18 protein-coding genes are annotated in these 18,009 nt (G+C 52.8%); 7 read left to right on the top strand and 11 right to left on the bottom strand.

Features of this window, described 5'->3' with window-relative positions:
* Window positions 1-211 precede the first annotated feature (211 nt).
* Entirely contained in the window at window positions 212-1,618 is a 1,407-nt protein-coding gene (locus SynMINOS11_RS01145; protein WP_186549292.1) for a gluconeogenesis factor YvcK family protein, read from the top strand.
* A 200-nt stretch (window positions 1,619-1,818) separates the two neighbouring features.
* Here SynMINOS11_RS01145 and SynMINOS11_RS01140 read toward each other — a convergent pair whose 3' ends face one another.
* The 4 genes from SynMINOS11_RS01140 to SynMINOS11_RS01125 all read right to left on the bottom strand — a co-directional run bounded on the left by SynMINOS11_RS01140 (window position 1,819) and on the right by SynMINOS11_RS01125 (window position 4,337).
* The gene (locus SynMINOS11_RS01140; RefSeq protein WP_222929714.1) at window positions 1,819-2,607 is read right to left on the bottom strand and encodes a class I SAM-dependent methyltransferase; all 789 of its coding nucleotides are present in this window, start codon (window positions 2,605-2,607) and stop codon (window positions 1,819-1,821) included.
* Window positions 2,608-2,712: 105 nt separating this feature from the next.
* Window positions 2,713-3,243 carry an NAD(P)H-quinone oxidoreductase subunit J gene (locus SynMINOS11_RS01135; RefSeq protein ID WP_186549288.1) on the bottom strand — a complete coding sequence of 177 codons (531 nt, stop codon included), beginning with the start codon at window positions 3,241-3,243 and terminating at the stop codon, window positions 2,713-2,715.
* Window positions 3,240-3,968 (bottom strand): NADH-quinone oxidoreductase subunit NuoB, encoded by a 729-nt coding sequence (gene nuoB, locus SynMINOS11_RS01130; RefSeq protein ID WP_186549286.1) that lies wholly within the window; start codon window positions 3,966-3,968, stop codon window positions 3,240-3,242. The genes SynMINOS11_RS01135 and nuoB overlap by 4 nt, the downstream gene beginning before the upstream one ends.
* 6 nt (window positions 3,969-3,974) lie before the next feature.
* Window positions 3,975-4,337, bottom strand: a complete 363-nt coding sequence (locus SynMINOS11_RS01125; protein ID WP_186549284.1) for an NAD(P)H-quinone oxidoreductase subunit 3 — start codon at window positions 4,335-4,337, stop codon at window positions 3,975-3,977.
* A gap of 95 nt (window positions 4,338-4,432) precedes the next feature.
* On the opposite strand from SynMINOS11_RS01125, the gene SynMINOS11_RS01120 reads away from it, so the two are divergent.
* The 6 genes from SynMINOS11_RS01120 (at window position 4,433) to SynMINOS11_RS01095 (ending at window position 6,624) form a co-directional block, all read left to right on the top strand.
* Window positions 4,433-4,822 carry a rubredoxin gene (locus SynMINOS11_RS01120; RefSeq protein ID WP_186549282.1) on the top strand — a complete coding sequence of 130 codons (390 nt, stop codon included), beginning with the start codon at window positions 4,433-4,435 and terminating at the stop codon, window positions 4,820-4,822.
* Window positions 4,819-5,814 carry a photosynthesis system II assembly factor Ycf48 gene (locus tag SynMINOS11_RS01115; protein WP_186549280.1) on the top strand — a complete coding sequence of 332 codons (996 nt, stop codon included), beginning with the start codon at window positions 4,819-4,821 and terminating at the stop codon, window positions 5,812-5,814. The genes SynMINOS11_RS01120 and SynMINOS11_RS01115 overlap by 4 nt, the downstream gene beginning before the upstream one ends.
* Window positions 5,815-5,886: 72 nt before the next feature.
* Window positions 5,887-6,138: a cytochrome b559 subunit alpha gene (psbE, locus tag SynMINOS11_RS01110; protein WP_011934628.1), complete on the top strand. Its 252-nt coding sequence runs from the start codon at window positions 5,887-5,889 to the stop codon at window positions 6,136-6,138.
* A 6-nt stretch (window positions 6,139-6,144) separates the two neighbouring features.
* Window positions 6,145-6,282 (top strand): cytochrome b559 subunit beta, encoded by a 138-nt coding sequence (gene psbF / locus SynMINOS11_RS01105; protein WP_186549278.1) that lies wholly within the window; start codon window positions 6,145-6,147, stop codon window positions 6,280-6,282.
* 11 nt (window positions 6,283-6,293) lie between these two features.
* Window positions 6,294-6,413 carry a photosystem II reaction center protein L gene (locus SynMINOS11_RS01100; protein ID WP_011934626.1) on the top strand — a complete coding sequence of 40 codons (120 nt, stop codon included), beginning with the start codon at window positions 6,294-6,296 and terminating at the stop codon, window positions 6,411-6,413.
* 10 nt (window positions 6,414-6,423) lie between these two features.
* A complete protein-coding gene (locus SynMINOS11_RS01095) occupies window positions 6,424-6,624 on the top strand; it encodes a photosystem II reaction center protein J (protein ID WP_011934625.1) in 201 nt (66 codons plus the stop codon).
* 235 nt (window positions 6,625-6,859) lie between these two features.
* Here SynMINOS11_RS01095 and SynMINOS11_RS01090 read toward each other — a convergent pair whose 3' ends face one another.
* From SynMINOS11_RS01090 to SynMINOS11_RS01060, 7 genes are all read right to left on the bottom strand, one after another.
* A complete protein-coding gene (locus tag SynMINOS11_RS01090) occupies window positions 6,860-8,599 on the bottom strand; it encodes a heparinase II/III family protein (protein ID WP_186549276.1) in 1,740 nt (579 codons plus the stop codon).
* A gap of 31 nt (window positions 8,600-8,630) precedes the next feature.
* Window positions 8,631-9,845 carry a UDP-N-acetyl-D-mannosamine dehydrogenase gene (gene wecC, locus SynMINOS11_RS01085; RefSeq protein ID WP_186549274.1) on the bottom strand — a complete coding sequence of 405 codons (1,215 nt, stop codon included), beginning with the start codon at window positions 9,843-9,845 and terminating at the stop codon, window positions 8,631-8,633.
* The gene (locus SynMINOS11_RS01080) at window positions 9,842-11,833 is read right to left on the bottom strand and encodes a bi-domain-containing oxidoreductase (RefSeq protein WP_222929713.1); all 1,992 of its coding nucleotides are present in this window, start codon (window positions 11,831-11,833) and stop codon (window positions 9,842-9,844) included. Before SynMINOS11_RS01080 ends, wecC begins: the two co-directional genes overlap by 4 nt.
* A gap of 111 nt (window positions 11,834-11,944) precedes the next feature.
* On the bottom strand, window positions 11,945-13,912 hold the full coding sequence (asnB, locus tag SynMINOS11_RS01075; protein WP_186549270.1) for an asparagine synthase (glutamine-hydrolyzing): 1,968 nt from the start codon (window positions 13,910-13,912) through the stop codon (window positions 11,945-11,947).
* 5 nt (window positions 13,913-13,917) lie between these two features.
* Window positions 13,918-14,823 carry a glycosyltransferase family 2 protein gene (locus SynMINOS11_RS01070; protein ID WP_186549269.1) on the bottom strand — a complete coding sequence of 302 codons (906 nt, stop codon included), beginning with the start codon at window positions 14,821-14,823 and terminating at the stop codon, window positions 13,918-13,920.
* 101 nt (window positions 14,824-14,924) lie between these two features.
* Window positions 14,925-16,691 carry an asparagine synthase (glutamine-hydrolyzing) gene (asnB, locus tag SynMINOS11_RS01065; protein ID WP_186549267.1) on the bottom strand — a complete coding sequence of 589 codons (1,767 nt, stop codon included), beginning with the start codon at window positions 16,689-16,691 and terminating at the stop codon, window positions 14,925-14,927.
* A gap of 9 nt (window positions 16,692-16,700) precedes the next feature.
* Window positions 16,701-18,008 carry a nucleotide sugar dehydrogenase gene (locus SynMINOS11_RS01060; protein ID WP_186549265.1) on the bottom strand — a complete coding sequence of 436 codons (1,308 nt, stop codon included), beginning with the start codon at window positions 18,006-18,008 and terminating at the stop codon, window positions 16,701-16,703.
* Between the last annotated feature and the right edge of the window lies 1 nt (window position 18,009).

Genomic DNA, 18,009 nt, shown 5'->3' with positions numbered 1-18,009 from the left:
GCCTCGGGAAGAGGCTTCCGTCAGCGTTCTGGATGTGCAAAATTGCAATCCACACGCATCGGATTGCTGAAGGGGCGTTACTTGGAGCGAACCAACTGAGCCGCCTCAGTTTGTTGGGAATCTCCTTTGAGGAGCTGGTGAGAACAGGAGTTTGTCACGGCTTGCCAGAGGCTCCAAGCCAGCCACAGACAGGCTCCTTACAGTGCAGGCCATGACCCGTTTGCCCAGAGCTGGAGAGCAGTCACGACGCGGGGAGCTGGTGGATCGCTCTCGCCGGGCGGTGCAGTGGCTACAGCCCGGATTGGTGGTCAAACGCTGGGTTCTCACCTCAGCTCTGGGTTTTGTGTTGGCCCTGCTGGGGGCTGCCATTTGGGCTGATCTCAAACCCATTTACTGGATCCTCACCACAGTTGATGACCTGCTGCGGGTCTTGGCAGGCGCCGGCAGGGAATTCACAGGCCCTCTGGTGCTGCTGGTGGGAATTGGTTTGGTGCTTCTAGGCCAAAGCCGCAGCTTTGGCTCGATCCAACGCGCTCTAGCTCCTCAGAAAGACACGGCGCTGGTTGATGCCCTGCTGGCCCAACGCCGCCTGAATCGCGGCCCCAACATCGTGGCCATCGGCGGTGGCACCGGACTCTCCACCCTGCTCAGCGGGCTGAAGCGCTACAGCGGCAATCTCACCGCCATCGTGACTGTGGCCGATGACGGCGGCAGCAGTGGCGTGCTGCGGCGTGAGCTTGGAGTCCAACCCCCGGGCGATATCCGCAACTGCCTAGCTGCCCTTGCCAGGGAAGAACCTTTGCTGACGCGGTTATTCCAATACCGCTTCACCGCTGGAGGCGGCTTGGAAGGCCACAGCTTCGGGAATCTTTTTCTCTCGGCCCTAACGGCGATCACCGGCAACCTCGAAACAGCTATCACCGCCAGCAGCAAAGTCTTGGCGGTGCAAGGCCAGGTGGTGCCTGCCACCAGCGCCGATGTGCGCCTCTGGGCTGAACTCGAAAACGGCAAGCGGCTGGAGGGGGAGTCCTGCATTGGCCAAGCCAACAGCCCGATTGTGCGGCTTGGCTGCACACCCGCCCGTCCAGCAGCATTGCCCCGCGCCCTGGAAGCCATTGCCCACGCCGACATGATCGTGCTTGGCCCCGGAAGCCTTTACACCTCGTTGCTTCCCAACCTCTTGGTTCCAGAGTTGGTGGAAGCGATTTCCCGCTCACAGGCTCCACGGCTTTACATCTGCAACCTGATGACTCAGCCAGGGGAAACCGATGGCCTGGACGTGAGCGGACATCTACGTGCGATTGAATCCCAACTCGCCAGCATCGGGGTGCAACAACGCCTCTTTGATGCGGTGCTAGCCCAAGACACCCTTCCCTCAGGGCCGGAACTAGACTACTACCGAGCGCGCGGCGCTGAACCGGTGGATTGCGATCTCGATGGCCTCAAGCAAGAGGGCTATCGGGTGATGCTGGCTTCCATGCAAGGGCCTCAACAACGCAGTGAAGGGCGTGCTTTCAAAGGGACTCTTCGCCACGACTCACGCAGTCTCGCTCTGGCAGTGATGCGCTTCTACCGGGCCAAGCAAAAACGCAACCAAAGAAACCTTACCGACCAATAAACATCAAAAAGTCAATATCCCACGCCTATCGCCCCATAATCAAAGCCTACAAATTAAATACTTGCCAACCACAAATCAATCAAGTTACACATCTAAAACTAGCCAAAACCATCGCAAAGCACCAGCGTGTTGCAGGAATCAAAAGCACTTAAACAGCTTAACCAGCAGATATGTTGAAAATGAATTACACCAAAAAGATATTATTTGTAAGCAGTAATCATCATAAACAAGCCATTGCGAGGAAAGAAGCTTTTGATCAGCCACCTAGGCCATATCAAATTAGCTACTTGGAGCAAAAGACCTCTATGGCGCTGACCAACTGGAGAATCCAAAAGGTCACCATGCGAAAGCGGCGTGCTTATGTCTACATATGCAAAATCATCAAATAACTCCAGCGCCTCCGACCTTGAATAAGCTTTAGTTCCGGGGCTTTCAAGATAATTGCCATATATTTCATTCAAGCTCCGAAAAGGCTTTCCAGCCAGCAAACCATATCGGAGCCAAAGCATCAAACCCACGAGGCTCCTCTTATGATAAATCATTATTCTTGCTATACTACCTAACCTCAAAACGCGGAAAACTTCTTTAATCGCCTTTCGCGTGTCAGGCGAATGATGCAAAACACCCCACGAATAAACAACATCAAAGGAATTATCATCAAAAGGAAGATTCTCAGCATCACAAACCAGCAAAGATGAATTCAGACCAAATGCCTTTAATCTATTGCACGTATGATTGATGGCTCTCTTGGTTAAATCAATACCAACAGTTTTGGCACCTGCCTGAACATATTGCTGATGATCCGCTCCAAGACCTACCCCAATCTCAAGCACTGACTGCCCCCGAGATTGATCAAATTTTGCGAAAGGAAAGATCAGCGAACCTTCTAAATTGTATCTGCTCTTAGCCTGAGAGATATAACCTTCCTGATCGCAATCTTTCAAATAGAGGGCCTCGCCACAACTTGAGGAATCCCAGAAGTCTTCCACGCTTTTTTTAAGGCTCAAACCAAACTCCTAGAATAATTACACAAATGGTCAAACAAATAATTCTAGCCAGCCTACGGAGTTCGATCCAGATGGGGAAACTTTTAATCAGTATGCATCCTGAAGCTCATAAAAATCAGGCTGGACGTAATCCTTCCGCAAGGGGTAACCAACCCAGTCTTCTGGCATCAGCAGACGCTTGGGGTGGGGATGGCCGCTGTAGTTGATTCCAAACAAGTCAAACGTTTCGCGCTCCTGCCAGTCAGCCCCTCGAAAGAGCGGATAGAGGGAGGGAACCGTGAGATCTCCATCACGGACAAGACTCACCTCAAGGCGAACTTCAGCTGTCGAGGCACCGTCACTGCCTCCCACCTGAACCAGGTGATAGAAGCTCACCAATGGTTCTCCAGGGCCTTGGTCAAACCCGCCCTGAACCTGCAGGTAGTCAAAACCCTTGGACTTCAAGGCTGTAGCCACCAAGGGCAATGCCAACGGCTCAACCCCCAGGCGCTCAATCCCCAAGTGGTCATTGTCGAGAACTTGGTGATCAAAACCTTGGCTGGTAAGCCATTGGGAGAGAGGACCAGCCTGGGGAGCTTCCGGCAAATCCTGCTTGGGTGAGGTGGGGGTCTCGCTCATGATTTGGCGGGGATTGTTTCGGGTTGCTCCGCTGGAGCCAGGTTGAGAGGCGACACGGCTTCCGCTGCAGCCAGTGCCTTTTGTTGGGTTTCAGCGCGCAGATAACGGCCATCCACAATCGGATCAACGGCCGTCATGCGGTGTTCAACCGTGCTGTAGCGGTGGGTTTGCTCAAGTTTGCCCCGCTCTGCGATGGCCTCATCACCAACCTTTTTGCGCAATTTGATCACGGCATCAAAGATGGCCTCTGGACGCGGCGGGCAGCCCGGCAAATACAGATCAACAGGGATGAGTTTGTCGACACCACGAACGGCCGTCGTGGAATCGGCGCTGAACATGCCACCAGTGATGGTGCAGGCCCCCATGGCGATGACGTACTTGGGTTCAGGCATCTGCTCATAAAGCCTGACCAGAGCAGGAGCCATCTTCATGGTGACTGTGCCAGCCACGATCAGAAGATCGGCTTGCCGCGGGCTGGACCTGGGCACCAAGCCAAAACGATCGAAATCAAAACGGGAGCCGATCAGCGCCGCAAATTCAATGAAGCAGCAAGCCGTGCCGTAAAGCAGAGGCCAAAGGCTGCTCAGGCGAGCCCAGTTGTGCAGGTCATCAAGGCTGGTCAGGATGACGTTCTCAGAGAGGTCACTGGTGACCTCTGGCGAGCCAACAGGCCCGCAACTGGCTGCGCGTAAGTCGCGCAAAGAATCAAGCGAGGTGTCTGACATAACGATTCAGCTCCACTCCAGGGCGCCTTTGCGCCAGGCATAGGCAAGCGCCACAACCAGGATGGCGATAAACACCAAGGCTTCGATGAAGGCCAGCAGGCCAAGGCGATGGAACGCCACAGCCCAGGGGTAGAGGAAAACGGTCTCCACGTCGAAAATCACGAAGACCAGAGCGAACATGTAGTAGCGGATATTGAACTGAATCCAGGCTCCGCCCACAGGCTCCATGCCTGACTCGTAAGTGAGGCGGCGCTCACCCCGACGCGAGCGCGGAGCCAGCACAGCATTGGTGATCAACGCCAACACCGGCACGGCAGCAGCGATCAATAAAAAGCCCAGGAAGGCGTCGTACCCGGGGAGGACAAACATGCGAGAGCGGCGCTCCACTCAAATCACTTGCGGCAGTCTGGCACTGCCAGCTGCTCAGGCTCGATAGAGTTCGGCGTCGCAACGGGATTGCATCGATGGAGCAGGAACCGTCAACGCCGGAGGAGGTGCTGATCGAAGCACCCGTTGAAGAAGCTGAACCAACGGAGAATCCAGACACTCACCGCTTTGAGTGCCGCAGCTGCGGCTATGTCTACGACCCCGGCGAAGGGGTGAAAAAGGTGGGCATTGAGCCAGGAACACCATTTAGCTCATTGGATGTGGCCAGCTTCCGCTGCCCGGTCTGCCGCAGCCCAGTGGCCGCGTTCCGCGATATTGGCCCGCGCGATAAGCCCAGTGGCTTTGAGGAAAACCTCAAATTTGGTCTGGGCGTGAATGTGCTGACTCCAGGCCAGAAGAATGTCCTGATCTTTGGTGGCTTCGCGCTGGCCTTCGCCTTCTTCCTGTCCCTTTACTCCCTGCGTTGATACCTGTGATTCGCTCTTTCCTCTCTCTGCTGTTGTGTGTCGGCCTGACGTTTGGCCTTGGCGGTTGTGTCACCACCAGCCTGCCGATGGCGACAGCCAGCCCCTGGAGCTCCCAAAAACTGGGGATTGAATCCAATCCCTTGGATGTGGCTTTCACCAATGAGTCCCACGGTTTTTTGGTGGGCAGCAACCGCTTGGTGATGGAAACCAACGACGGTGGCGAGACCTGGGAAGAGCGCGAGATTGACCTGCCAGCTGATGAAAACTTTCGTTTGATCAGCATCGATTTCAACGGAGACGAGGGCTGGATCGCAGGCCAACCCGGCCTACTCCTGCACAGCGATGACGCTGGCCAAAGCTGGAGCCGCTTGCTCCTCGACACCAAACTGCCCGGAGATCCCTATTTAATTACTGCGCTCGGCTCCAAGAAAGCTGAATTGGCCACCAACGTTGGCGCTATCTACCAAAGCAGCGATGCCGGCAAGAGCTGGCAAGCGGAAGTGGTGGATGCCGCTGGCTCCGTTCGAGATTTGAGGCGCGGCAACGACGGGCGCTACGTGAGCGTCAGCAGCCTTGGCAACTTCTTCTCCACCTGGGATCCAGGCCAATCCAATTGGCAGGTGCACCAACGGGTCAGCAGTCAAAGGCTGCAGAGCATGGGCTACCAGCCTGATGGACAGATGTGGATGGTGACCCGTGGAGCGCAACTGCGCTTCAACCCTGAAGGCGGCGATTACGAGGAGTGGAGCAAGCCTGTGATCCCCATCACCAATGGCTATGGCTACCTCGATATGGATTGGGATCCCCAAGGCAACATCTGGGCTGGGGGCGGCAATGGGACCCTGCTGGTCAGCACCGATGGCGGCAAAGAATGGGAAAAAGATCCCGTGGGGACAGCCACACCAAGCAATTTCACTCGGTTTGTGTTCTTAGGGGGCAATAAAGCTTTTGCCTTGGGAGAGCGAGGCGCCATCCTGCGTTGGGTGGGCTGACACTCTCTGTAACTGAAGCCTCGATCAGCGGGGCTGACCCCTTAGGATCACCGAGCTGAACTGGGAGTTGAGATGGCCGCCGGCTCAACCGGAGAACGTCCGTTCTTCGAAATCATTACGAGCATCCGCTATTGGGTGATCCACGCAGTCACATTGCCTGCGATCTTCTTGGCTGGGTTCCTCTTCGTCAGTACAGGGCTTGCTTATGACGCCTTCGGGACTCCCCGTCCTGATAGCTACTTCCAAGCAGCTGACGTCAAAGCTCCTGTGGTGAGTCAGCGCTATGAGGGCAAGTCACAACTAGACACCCGTCTTAAAAACTGATCCGTCATGACTTCCAGTCCTTCACCCGCGACACCCCGCAACTATCCGATCTTCACGGTGCGGTGGCTATCACTTCATGCTCTTGGCATCCCAACGGTGTTTTTCTTGGGCGCTCTGGCGGCCATGCAGTTCGTTCGTCGCTGATTTTCTGAACCATGGACCGCAACCCCAACCCCAACAACCTGCCGGTTGAACTGAACCGCACCAGCCTGTATCTGGGCTTGTTGCTTGTTTTCGTCACTGGCGTGCTCTTCTCCAGCTACTTCTTCAACTGAGGCTTAAGTCATGAGCGGAAAGAAATCTGGACTACCCGACGGACGGGTACCCGATCGCAACCCTGACGGCACACCAGCAGTTCCCTGGAAAAGCCGTTGGACCGAAGGCCCCCTACCTCTGTGGCTTGTGGCCACTGCTGGAGGCATGGCGGTGATGTTTGTAGTGGGCCTGTTCTTCTATGGCTCCTACGTGGGTGTTGGTTCGGCGTGATTTAGGGTCGAAACACTTCTTTCTTTGAAGCTCCCAGTTCCCCCACTTACAATATGGGGTTTATTTTTTGCGATTCTCCTGCATCTGATCAAGCCAAAATTGCGGTGAAATGTCTTAATTAGTGTTGGCTGAGATTGAAATAAGAGGAGAAACGCCAATATGAGCGAACTACACCTGCAGCCGACTCATATCAGGGGTATTCGAAAAAAATCTAACAGCCAGAGCATGGGCATATTCAGCGAACGAGATGGATAAGAGGGAGAGAGCAACGCAGCTGATGCTTACCTGCAAACAAACGGCCTGAAATACAAAGGCTCTCTCGAGGCAAGCGCTCGCCAAAGCCGGCGGAAAACCAGGTGGAATGCCACCTGGATTCACAACGCGCCAGGCTTGGGGCATCAAGTACAACCTGATCAAGCAGCTCACGATTGATCTTCGGCCCTAGATGCCACCACTGGCGCACGTGCAAAGGAACACGCGTGCTCACCATGTCGAGCACCTCGAGATTGAGTCGACTGTGCTGGGGATCGCTGAGAGTGACCCGGCGATGATGGCTCGCTCCGATGTGATCAAAGCCGTTGTGACTGCCGGCAGCAAAGCAGATGCCCTTGGCTGTTTGGCCGCAAGTGCGATCGCGCGGCTGAGCCTTGCGGCCGGCGCGGAAACCACCCCAAACATCAACCGGTTCGAGCCAATGAATGACACCAGGCGTGCTTTCTAAACCCAGCTGCAACACGTTATGAGCAGCGCCTGAACGTTCGTAGGCTCGTTTGGGGCCATCGCCATAGATGCTGGTGCCGGCTTCGCTGAGCAGCCAACGGCCGTGATGGCTGAGCTCAAAGCTCAGCTGATCGGAATGGACGTGGGCCGGGAGATGGTTTGGGCAGGGAACACCGCATTTGAACAGCAGTTCCCAACCATGACCAGGCCGCAACAAGGTCCAACCTGTGTCGGGCAGATCCGTCACAACTGCCTGAGGCAATGGATGCTTGGCCGATGGGGATCGCTGTGCCAGTGCAAGATTGGAGAAGGCCAACACCGTATCGAGCGTTGGAGCAGCATCAGCAGCACTGTCGTTAAAGCGTGGTGCCTTACCTGTTTCAAGGCGAACCAGCGCGGCCCAGTAGGCCATGGCTTCGATCGCCTCCATCAGCCATGGAGGCTTATCGCCAGTGATGCTTTGCAGGGTCTGGGCCAGTTCAGCCAGGCGATCGAGAATGAGCAGGTGGTAGCTGGCGCTGCGCTCCTCATGGCCGCCATCACTAAGCACCTGTTGTCTGAGCTCTCGCTGCAGCAGACGCATCGCACGGCGATGCATATGTATGGCCTTAGGGCCATCAAACTGCAGGCCACCGATGGCCAATGCTGTGAGGTTTTCGAGCCAGTGATTGCCGCCATGGCAATGCTCTGGATGGGCCTGCAACCAACACAACTGCTGCCAGAGCGACTGCAGACGCTCTGGGGTTGCTAAGGAAGGACATCCGCGAAATAGAGCAATCCAGTTGCGAGTTCTCAGCGAAAGCGTGTAGCTGTGCCAGCCATCGCCGCGACCTGGAGAATTAGAGGTAATCCAAGAATCCAAGAGCAACTCGAGGGCGGCTGACTGATCAGGCCAATGCCCAGTGCTTGCGGCCTCTTTCAGCCATTCGCGAGCCCAATCGAAGTAGTGCAGATAAAACTGCCAAAGGCGAGGCCATTGAGGATCGTTCCAATGAATCGGCCATGAAAGGTGGCGCTCCTGGTTCAGGAAGCTGAAGCTGACGACTTGCAGGCTGGAACCTGCCGGAGGCAGCGCAAGGTCACCATCGCCAGATGCCGGCGGATGAATGGTGCGCCATCCGGGGTGATGGCCATGGGCTCTGGCCCAGGCCAAAGAGATCCAGGGCGGCAAGCGGCGGTCGAACCTCTGCCTCAATTCGTAGCGGCAGCGGCGCTGCAGCCGGATTGGGCCGATATCCGCAAGAGTGCGACTCATTCGGCCAAAGGAAGCCAGCTTGCTCACCAGCTCATGTTGGTTCAGTCACGCCGCAGAGATCAAACACGATGCGGCCAGCAAGCTCCAGGTTGCGGAAGGGACTGTGGGCCACGAGGAACACCAACAGATCTGCATCGGCGAGCACCTGCGCAAGGGTGTGGAGCTTAATGGTGGGGTGGTCGTGGAGGTTGGGTTCGCAGGCGAGCACATCCACGCCGGCCACCAGCAGCTCAGTAGTGATGTGGAGGGCTGGGGACTCGCGCAGGTCGTCCACATCGGCTTTAAAGGCCAGGCCCAAGCAGCCGATGCGGGCGGGTCGGCCGAGCTGGTCTTCCAGCGCAGCGGCGCGGGCCTGCACCTGCTCAATCACCCAACTGCTCTTGCCATCGTTCACGCGCCGGGCTGTCTGGATCAGGGGAGTGCAGTCGGGAGCTTCTGCGGCAATGAACCAGGGATCGACGGCGATGCAATGGCCACCCACACCGCAGCCGGGTTGCAGCACATTCACCCGAGGGTGGTGATTGGCGAGGCGAATCAGCTCGCGCACATTGATGCTGAGGCGATCACACACCAGCGAGAGCTCATTGGCGAAGGCGATGTTGACATCGCGGAAGCTGTTTTCGGTGAGCTTCACTAGCTCGGCGGTGCGGGCGGTAGTGGTGAGCAAGGCGCCCTGACAGAAGCTGGAGTAGAAGGCCTTACCTGCTTCTGCCGATACTGGAGTGAGTCCACCGATCACACGATCGTTGCTAACCAGTTCCTGCAGGATGCGACCGGGCAACACCCGCTCGGGGCAGTAGGCGATATGCAGCTGCTCGGTGGTCAGACCAGAAAGCTCCGCGATCACCTGGGCCACCTGCTCGGTGGTGCCCACCGGCGAGGTGGATTCGAGCAGCACGAGATTGCCGGGCCGCAGCACCGGCGCGACTGCGCGGGCTGCCGCCAGCACATTGTCGATGTTGGGTTGGGGGATGCCTTCGGCACCGCTGCGGAAGGGCGTTGGCACAGCGATCATGAACACATCGGCAGTAGCCGTGGTGAGCTGGGCGCTGAGGGCACCTGAGGAGACCGCATTCGCCACGGCTTGATCTAGATCAGGCTCCACGATGTGAATCTGGCCCTGGTTCACGGTGGCTACCACCTGGGCGTTCACATCCACGCCGATCACACGGTGGCCGGCGCGGGCAAGCACAGCAGCGGTAGGCAGGCCGATGTAGCCGAGGCCGAGGATGCAGCAAGTGCTCACTGATTCAGAACCTCCAAAAGCCAACGCTGAACTTCAAAAATCTCGGAGGACGGGGTCGGTGATGGTCCACCAGATTCAATGGTTTGCAGAAAAGCAGTGCAACAAGCCACTTGTCCCTTGTCTTGTTGGAGCAATCGGCGGGTGCGGAAGCCAGTAATGCCCCAGGCCTTGAGCTTTCGATAATTGTCGAGACGGAGAACCTTGCCATCGGCAAAAACCTCAAGACGCTCTTTTGGAAAGGCCTTGCTGCCATTGGAGAAGTAGTGCACGGTGCCGATGGAGCCATCAGCGAAGCGCAGCTGCAGAGTGAAGGTGTCCGGGCAGGGTTTGCGATCAAGGGCGTTGATCAGCTGCAGGTCTTCGATGGGGCTGGCGGCCAGGTAGCGCAGCAGGTCCACGAAGTGACAAGCCTCGCCCAGCAGGCGCCCACCTCCAGCGGCTGGGTCTTGGGTCCAATGGTGGGCGGGGATGGCGCCTGCATTGCAGGTGTAAACGAAAGCCTTGGGGCCCTGCAGGCGAGAGAGCTGCTGCTGCAGATCCAGCAGCAGCGGCGCAAAGCGGCGGTTGAAACCCACCATCAGCAGCGCCTGGCCTGTGTGGGCTTCTTCGATGGCGGTGAGTTCATCGGCGGTTATGCACAACGGCTTCTCTACGAACACGTGCTTTCCAGCGTCCAGAGCCTGCTGCACCAGGGCGGCATGACTGTCGTGGCGGGTGGCAATTACAACGCTGTTAGCATTAGAGTCCGCTAACAAAGCGGAGATGTCAGTGCTGGCCTGGCGGAAGCCGAACTTTCGGCCCAAGTGCACTGGTCCGATGCCGGAAGAGGCGGCAAGGGTGTGGAAGCGGGCGCCGGCCTTTGCAAAAGCAGGAATAAGCATGCGGCTGGCGTAGTTACCGGCACCGATGACGCTCAGCATCGGCTGGCTCGGGGCCATTGATTGGGTGGCTGCCGGGAGCTGAATCAACCGCTGGTCGGCATCAGCTGTTTCGGGATAGCGCAGCAGGATGCCGAGCGAGTGCTCAGAGCTGCTAAGAAGGTCATAGGCCTCGGAGGCCTGATCGATCTGGAAGCGATGGGAAATCAGCGGCTCAGTACGCAGTACACCGCTGGCCAGAGCATGGAGCACGGCCTGGAAGTTGCGCTGTTCGGTCCAGCGCACAAAGCCGATTGGGTAGTCGTGAGACTGCTGCTCGTAAAATGGGTCGTAGCGGCCAGGGCCATAGGAGCAGCTCACCTGGAAGGAGAGCTCTTTTTTGTAAAAGAGATCGCGGCGGAGTTCGAGGCCGGTGACGCCCACCAGCACGATGCGACCGCGTTGGCGACACGCCTGGGCTGCTATGTGCACCGGCTCACTGGAGGAGGTGGCCGCGGTGATCAACACACCATCAACGCCAATACCGGAGGTGTGCTCCAGACACCAAGCCACGGGATCCACACCACTGCCGAGATGGAGAGAGGCGATGCCGAGCGTTTCAGCAAGGGCACACTTGGAAAAATCAGGATCCAAACCGAGCACACGGCAACCCTGAGCCGCGAGAAGCTGGCCAGTGAGAAGGCCAATCAAGCCCAAACCGCTCACTACAAAGGTTTCACCAAAAGTGGGGTTGGCCAGGCGAATTCCCTGAAGACCGATGGAAGCCAGAACCGTGAAGGCGGCGGCTTCATCGCTAGCGTCGTCTGGGATGAGAGCGCAGAGGTGCTGGGGCACGGCCACCAACTCGGCGTGGGGACCATTGGAGGCCACCCGATCACCCACCTGAAAGCCGGTAACGCCTGAACCAAAATCCACCACAGTGCCGACATTGCAATAGCCAAGAGGGAGAGGCTGACCGAGCTTGCTGCGCACCGCATCAAGGGTGGTGAATAAGCCATCAGTCCTTGCCTTCTCCAACACCTGCTGCACCTTGTCTGGCTGCTGACGGGCCTTATCAATCCAGCTGGCTTTGCCGAAATCCACGAGCATGCGCTCGGTACCAGCCGACACCAGGGAACAGGAAGTTCGGATCAATAGCTGGCCACGGCCAACAACAGGAGTAGGGAGCTCTGGCAGGTCGCTGTCGCCGGTGGAGAGAGACTGGAGAAGTTGTTTCACAAATCAATGGCCTACGGGTTCAAGGGATGGGCTGCGTGCACCGTCAAGGAAGTACTTGCACCAAATCTCGATGCAAGCCAGAGAGAGCAGGGTGTAGCTGGCATCGATCCGGCCCTCAACATTTGCGGTAATCAGAGACTGCACAGCCTGGGGATCAAAGAGCCCTCTGCTACGCAAACGCTCCACCGAAAGGGTGTCGGCTAGCCAGTCACGGAGTTCCACCTGCAGCCAACGCCGCAAAGGAGCGCCAAAACCGCTCTTGGGCCTGTAAATCACATCCTTGGGAAGGTAAGGCTCCATGGCTTTTTTTAGGATCCATTTGCTTTGGCGACCTCGTTGCTTGAACTGCGTAGGAATCTGCGCTGCAAATTCAACCAAATCCGGATCCAGAAAGGGAACTCTGACTTCTACACCTACAGCCATCGACATTTTGTCTGTGTAAAGCAGATTGTGATCGGTGAGGAAGAAGCGCTGCTCCAAGGCCAACATTCGCTCAAGGGAGGAAATATTGCTAGGGAGGCCATCCAGAAAATCGAACATGGGATCTTCAGCACGCGCATTACCGAGAGCAGCACGGAATGCCGGGGTGAATAAGGGCTCAAGATCAGACCGCTCAATCCAACGGAAGTAATGCACGATACGGGCATCCCCCTCGAGATGGGCGCCAGAAAAGGCTTTGCGCAGGCGTCGCGTAAAAGGGTGACTTGTAGGCAGATGGCCCGTGGATGCACGGAGCTGGAGGCGCAGGGGCCGGGGCAACCAACGCCACCATTTCTCAGCTTCTAGAGCCATATGACGCCGATAACCGCTGAATAAGTCGTCACCACCTGCACCAGAAAGCAAGACCTTGATGCCCTGCTCGCGGGCTAGCCGACTGATATGAAGCAAATTGAGAGAAGCTGGATCAGCCAAGGGTTCATCCAGCTGCCAAACCATGAATTCCAGTTCGGCTGCCATCTGAGCCGCGTCAACCTGAACAACCGTCAGAGGGACTCCGAGATGATCGGCAACTTCGCGAGCATAGGGAAGGTCGTCAGCAAAGCCTTCTGAGTGGCCCTGGCGCACATCGATAGTGAAGCACTCCAGATCGGGAGTGATCTCTCGAGCGAAGGAGACGATACTGCTGGAATCGATTCCACCAGAGAGAAAAGCACCAACTGGAACATCAGCAACCATCTGCCGTTGCACAGCCTGACGCAAAAGATTTTCAGTACCAGAAATGAACTGAGTCTGGTGAAAGGGCCGTGAGGAATGGCAACAAGGCCGAACAGACCAACATGTGTGATCTTCAACAAGGCCGTGACGGACGCGCAGCATCTCGCCGGGACCCAACTTGCGAATGTTAGGGGCTGGTGTGCGCTCACCAGGAGACCACAAAAATGTAAGGTATCGATTTAGAGCAGTGACATCTAACTGCTGGCAAGAGCCGACTAATGGAGTGAGTGCTTTCAACTCACTAGCAAAAGCAAGGACCCCATTATATTGAGAAAAGTAGAGCGGCTTTATACCATGAGAGTCACGAGCTAAAAGCAAAGAAGCAGTGTCAAAATCCCAAAGTGCAAATGCAAAAATGCCGTTGAGACGTTGGAGCTTAGATACAAAATGAGATAATGGATTTCCTTTGCCAGCTCGACATGAAAGGTAGAGGGCGAGAAGCACCTCAGTATCAGTATCACTAACAAAAACAAAGCCATCATTCTCAAGCTCTAATCTAAGCTGCTTAAAGTTATAGATTTCTCCATTGAATACCAAGGCAACTCGACCATCGCTACTCAACATGGGCTGGTGCCCGGCATTGGAAAGATCAAGTATTGATAGACGAGTGTGAGCTAAGCCTATCGATGAATTAATGGGGGCATAAACTCCAAAATCATCAGGACCGCGATGATTTAGTGATTGAACAGCGTCTGAAAGCCATACACCAAGAGAAGGGCTCAACTGACGTGCAGAAAAACCTGCGATACCACACATAAAATTCAGGGAATCAATGGAACCCTGGGATCTGGATCACCAGAAAGTGGAGAAACCTGTAGATATGGCAGGCCTGTCATCTTAAGCTCCTGAATCTTAAGTTCGCGAAGAAAGTAAACAAAGACTCTAAGCTTGGCCCATGATACACCTTGCGCACCAGCAAGTATGGATCTTTGAAAGAACAGCAAATAGAGGAAAAGAAAGAAAAATCGAAACGGAATTGAGCCAAAAACCCGCTTAAACCACATACGCCTTTCGATATTATTACCAAACAAATTAGGAGTGTAGGATAGGGATGTTGATTGCAAGTAAGAAATTGCTTCAGCCGTGGTATATAGGTTTTGCTTTGAAACCCAATGCTCTAATGTAGGAGAATCATGATGCAACAAATTACCAGAAACTTTTAGAATGGGGCCATGAACAATTGGCTGTTCATTAACCAGGGAATTAGTAAAGGAAACAGAACCAGTTCGCCAGCTGCGAATTATGTGTTGCTTAACAGGAAGTGGTTTACCCATGAAACATAATTGCCGCTCAAACGCGATAGGAGTACAAGCGTATTCCTGGTAGGCGAGGGAAAGACTGTATTTAAGTTCAGGAGTTAACTCCTCATCAGGATCAAGCTTAAGAGTCCATGGCTGTGTATATGCAAAAGAGCTAAGAGCAAGATTCCATTGGGAGCCAAAACTATGAAATGCTGACTGTCGAATGACGACACCGTAATCAATCAAGATATCGATAGTCGAGTCGGTACTAAAACTGTCAAGTACAAAAACTTCAGATGCCCAACCAAGAAGATTATTCAATACACGGGGTAAATTATGCGCCTCGTTGAGTGTAATCATAACAACTGATACCGGAGCCGAACCAGCAGGCCATTTAGCAAGCACGAGACGGAAAAATGGAATCAACACAACCTAACATATATGTGTAATGAGGCAAAAAGCAGAAGGAAGACAAGAGAACGAACCGAGATAGTCGCAAAAGGATAAATCTCAAACTATACGATGAGTTAAGAGAAAAAATGAGAAGACACAAAAGATGGCCAGGTACAGAATCCAGAATTAGATTCCTTCATCCACTTATTAATTGGGATGCCAAATCCTGTCTTTTTACGAGAAAGAATGGATCTAGGAAGAGGTTTTTTCAGGGAATCAGTTAAGAGGCACTTGCGAGGAAATTGCGAAAACATATCAAAAAATGGTGAAAGATTACACAGAAGAGTTGAGTCAACAAGTGGGGTTCTTACCTCAACACTGTGATGCATACTGGACCAATCAGTATCCCGGAGTAGTTGATTACGCAAGTAACGTGATGACTCGAGGTAAGCAACAGCATATTTAGAATTCAGGGGGATATCTGGAGTATCAAAAAGTGGCCAGAAAGAAGATGACAATGCGTAAGGATAGTCCAACAACTGCTCAACCAAATCACATGGAAGCCGGTTTGGTACGGAAATTGATCTAGCAAGGCACCAAGAGCCAGCTATTCCATGATTGAGCCAGTTCGGTGCATAAGCCCAACGCGGATTGCCAGTAAGAACCGAAATTAAATTGAAAAGGGAGGAAACAATAGAATTGGAAGGATCAACAGAGGAAAGAAGATTGTATAAAGATAGGAGGGCAGGGACCGTAGAAAAAGTGCTGTAACCCCAAAAAAGTTCGTCGCCACCAATACCTGATAGTGCGACTTTCAGGCCAATTTCAGATGCTGCTTTGCTAGCGTACCAAGTATTAACACCATCAATTGATGGCTGATCCATAGAATCAATAATTAGAGGCAAGTCGGTGAGAAACTCAGACTGGTGAATTTCGCGTATATAATGGTCTAAAGAATATATACGTGATACTAAGCTTGCCCCCTCAGTTTCGTCAAAATGGGAAGTAGATTGGCTCTTAAATTTTATAGTGATTGCATGAAGAGGATCTTGTGTAGCTTCACGGCACAACCCGGCCAAAGTTGCAGAATCAAGGCCAGCTGATAAAAATAGTCCTACTGGAACATCAGAAACAAGATGACGATGAATTGAATCCTTTAATAAGGCTGAGGTATGTAGTTGTACTTGTGACTTGGATAATGATGAAGCAGGATTGGGAGAAGACCAAATGGAGGGAAAATCAAAAAAGGGAATTGGAGACTCAGGTATAGAGTTTCTAATATATATGTAGTGACCTGCGGGAATAGATTGAACCTGCCTATAGGTAGTGTGAGGCTCAAATATGGAGCCAAATAACAAAAAGGATGCATGAGCAATTGGATCTCTTGATGCATCTACTAGTCCAGATAGAATAATCGGCTTAACTTGGGAGCATAAAATGCATGAGTGAGATGATGTGCCTAAGTAAAGTGGTTTGATGCCATAGGGGTCTCGGGCTGCAAATGCATATTGTTCAAAGGTATCCCAAATAACAAAGGAGAACATACCTTCAAGTGAATTAAGCATAGATGACTTATAGCGGGAATACAACTCGATAAGGACTTCAGTGTCAGTATCAGTTCTAAACTTATGACCTAGCTTAACCAGATCAGAGCGAAGAGAACGATAGTTATATATCTCACCATTAAATACAATGATAAACCTGTTGGTTCTTGAAACCATAGGCTGATTTGCACGCTGAGATAAATCCAGAATTGAAAGACGCCGATGCCCTAGAAATACACCAGGTTCCTGCCAAAAACCCTCAGCATCAGGGCCCCGTGTGGCGAGACGATCTAATGAGGCCCTAAATGAAGAAAAGTGAGGATTTAATGAGGAAAAGGAGGCAATAAAACCGCACATTCGAAAAAATTAAGCAGCAATAATATTTGGAAGATTAGAATCATAAACACCACGAGTATCAACAATAGTTGAAGAATGATTAAGGATTAAATTGTAGTCGAACGAGCTATGATTTGTTGCAATTAACACAAGGTCCTGACTAGAAAGAAAATCAGGGTATAAATGCGAGCTAATATAAGATTTGCCAGAGAGTGGATCGAGAAAAGAGGAAATATAAGGATCACTATATGAAAGAATTGCCCCAGAACTAGAGAGCTTTTGTAGTAAAGCGACAGCTGGGGACTCACGAATGTCATCGACATCCTTCTTATAAGAAAGTCCAAGAATTAGGATTTTGGAGGAATTGATAGATAGACATTTAGAATTAAGAGCATATGAAACCTTGGAAATCACCCAATCAGGCATGCTTGTATTAACTTCACCTGCAAGCTCAATAAAACGAGTGTGAATGTTGAACTCACGTGCTTTCCATGTCAAATAAAATGGATCGATTGGAATGCAGTGGCCTCCTAAGCCAGGGCCAGGAAAATAAGGCGTAAATCCAAAGGGCTTTGTAGAGGCTGCTCTAACCACTTCATGTATATCGATACCCATTTTATCGGCGACTATCTTCATTTCATTTACAAGACCAATATTTACGCATCTGTGTATATTTTCAAGAAGCTTAGTCATCTCAGCTGCACGTAGGGAGCTGACTGGAATCACTGATGGCACAATTGACTTATACAAGAGAAGTGATAGTTCTAAACAGTTTTGAGAATAACCCCCAACAACCTTGGGGATTTCAGCAAGAGTGTGTGTTGTATTTCCAGGGTCAACACGTTCAGGTGAGTAGGAGAGGTAAAAATTAGATCCAACTTGGAAGCCAGCAGATTTAAGGAAGGGGTACAACACTTCATCACAAGTACCTGGATATGTAGTACTTTCAAGTATGAGGAGTTGATAGTCAGACAAAAATCTTGAAATATTAACCAGGGTAGACTTAATAGGCTGAAGGTCGGGCTCCCTATAAAGAGTGAGAGGGGTAGGCACGCATAAAATTATGACATTAATGCTGGAAATTAATGAAAAATCAGATGTTGCAGAAAACCCCTGAGAAGAGGCCTTGGCAATGGAAGAGGATTTAATTTGATCAATATAACTGATTTGGCTATTGAGTTTTCGTACACGATCATCGTTAATGTCAAAACCTATAACCTTGTAACCAGCATCAGCAAAAGCAAGTGATAACGGAAGGCCAACGTAGCCAAGGCCAATTACACCTATAGTGGCAGATTTATTGGAAATAGAATCTGCTAGCAGGCGAAAATTAGACACT

Source organism: Synechococcus sp. Minos11, from assembly GCF_014279855.1.
Classification (GTDB): Bacteria; Cyanobacteriota; Cyanobacteriia; order PCC-6307; family Cyanobiaceae; genus RCC307.
The sequence above is the reverse complement of the archived record's forward strand: the minus strand, read 5'-3'. Positions and strand labels throughout refer to the sequence as shown.

Bases quoted from the DNA above. Each gene is read 5' to 3' on its own strand.
- SynMINOS11_RS01145 (WP_186549292.1), top strand. From the start codon at position 212: ATGACCCGTTTGCCCAGAGCTGGAGAGCAGTCACGACGCGGGGAGCTG.
- SynMINOS11_RS01135 (WP_186549288.1), bottom strand. From the start codon at position 3,243: ATGAGCGAGACCCCCACCTCACCCAAGCAGGATTTGCCGGAAGCTCCC.
- nuoB (WP_186549286.1), bottom strand. From the start codon at position 3,968: ATGTCAGACACCTCGCTTGATTCTTTGCGCGACTTACGCGCAGCCAGT.
- SynMINOS11_RS01125 (WP_186549284.1), bottom strand. From the start codon at position 4,337: ATGTTTGTCCTCCCCGGGTACGACGCCTTCCTGGGCTTTTTATTGATC.
- SynMINOS11_RS01120 (WP_186549282.1), top strand. From the start codon at position 4,433: ATGGAGCAGGAACCGTCAACGCCGGAGGAGGTGCTGATCGAAGCACCC.
- psbE (WP_011934628.1), top strand. From the start codon at position 5,887: ATGGCCGCCGGCTCAACCGGAGAACGTCCGTTCTTCGAAATCATTACG.
- psbF (WP_186549278.1), top strand. From the start codon at position 6,145: ATGACTTCCAGTCCTTCACCCGCGACACCCCGCAACTATCCGATCTTC.
- SynMINOS11_RS01100 (WP_011934626.1), top strand. From the start codon at position 6,294: ATGGACCGCAACCCCAACCCCAACAACCTGCCGGTTGAACTGAACCGC.
- SynMINOS11_RS01095 (WP_011934625.1), top strand. From the start codon at position 6,424: ATGAGCGGAAAGAAATCTGGACTACCCGACGGACGGGTACCCGATCGC.
- SynMINOS11_RS01090 (WP_186549276.1), bottom strand. From the start codon at position 8,599: ATGAGTCGCACTCTTGCGGATATCGGCCCAATCCGGCTGCAGCGCCGC.
- asnB (WP_186549270.1), bottom strand. From the start codon at position 13,912: ATGTGTGGTATCGCAGGTTTTTCTGCACGTCAGTTGAGCCCTTCTCTT.
- asnB (WP_186549267.1), bottom strand. From the start codon at position 16,691: ATGTGCGGTTTTATTGCCTCCTTTTCCTCATTAAATCCTCACTTTTCT.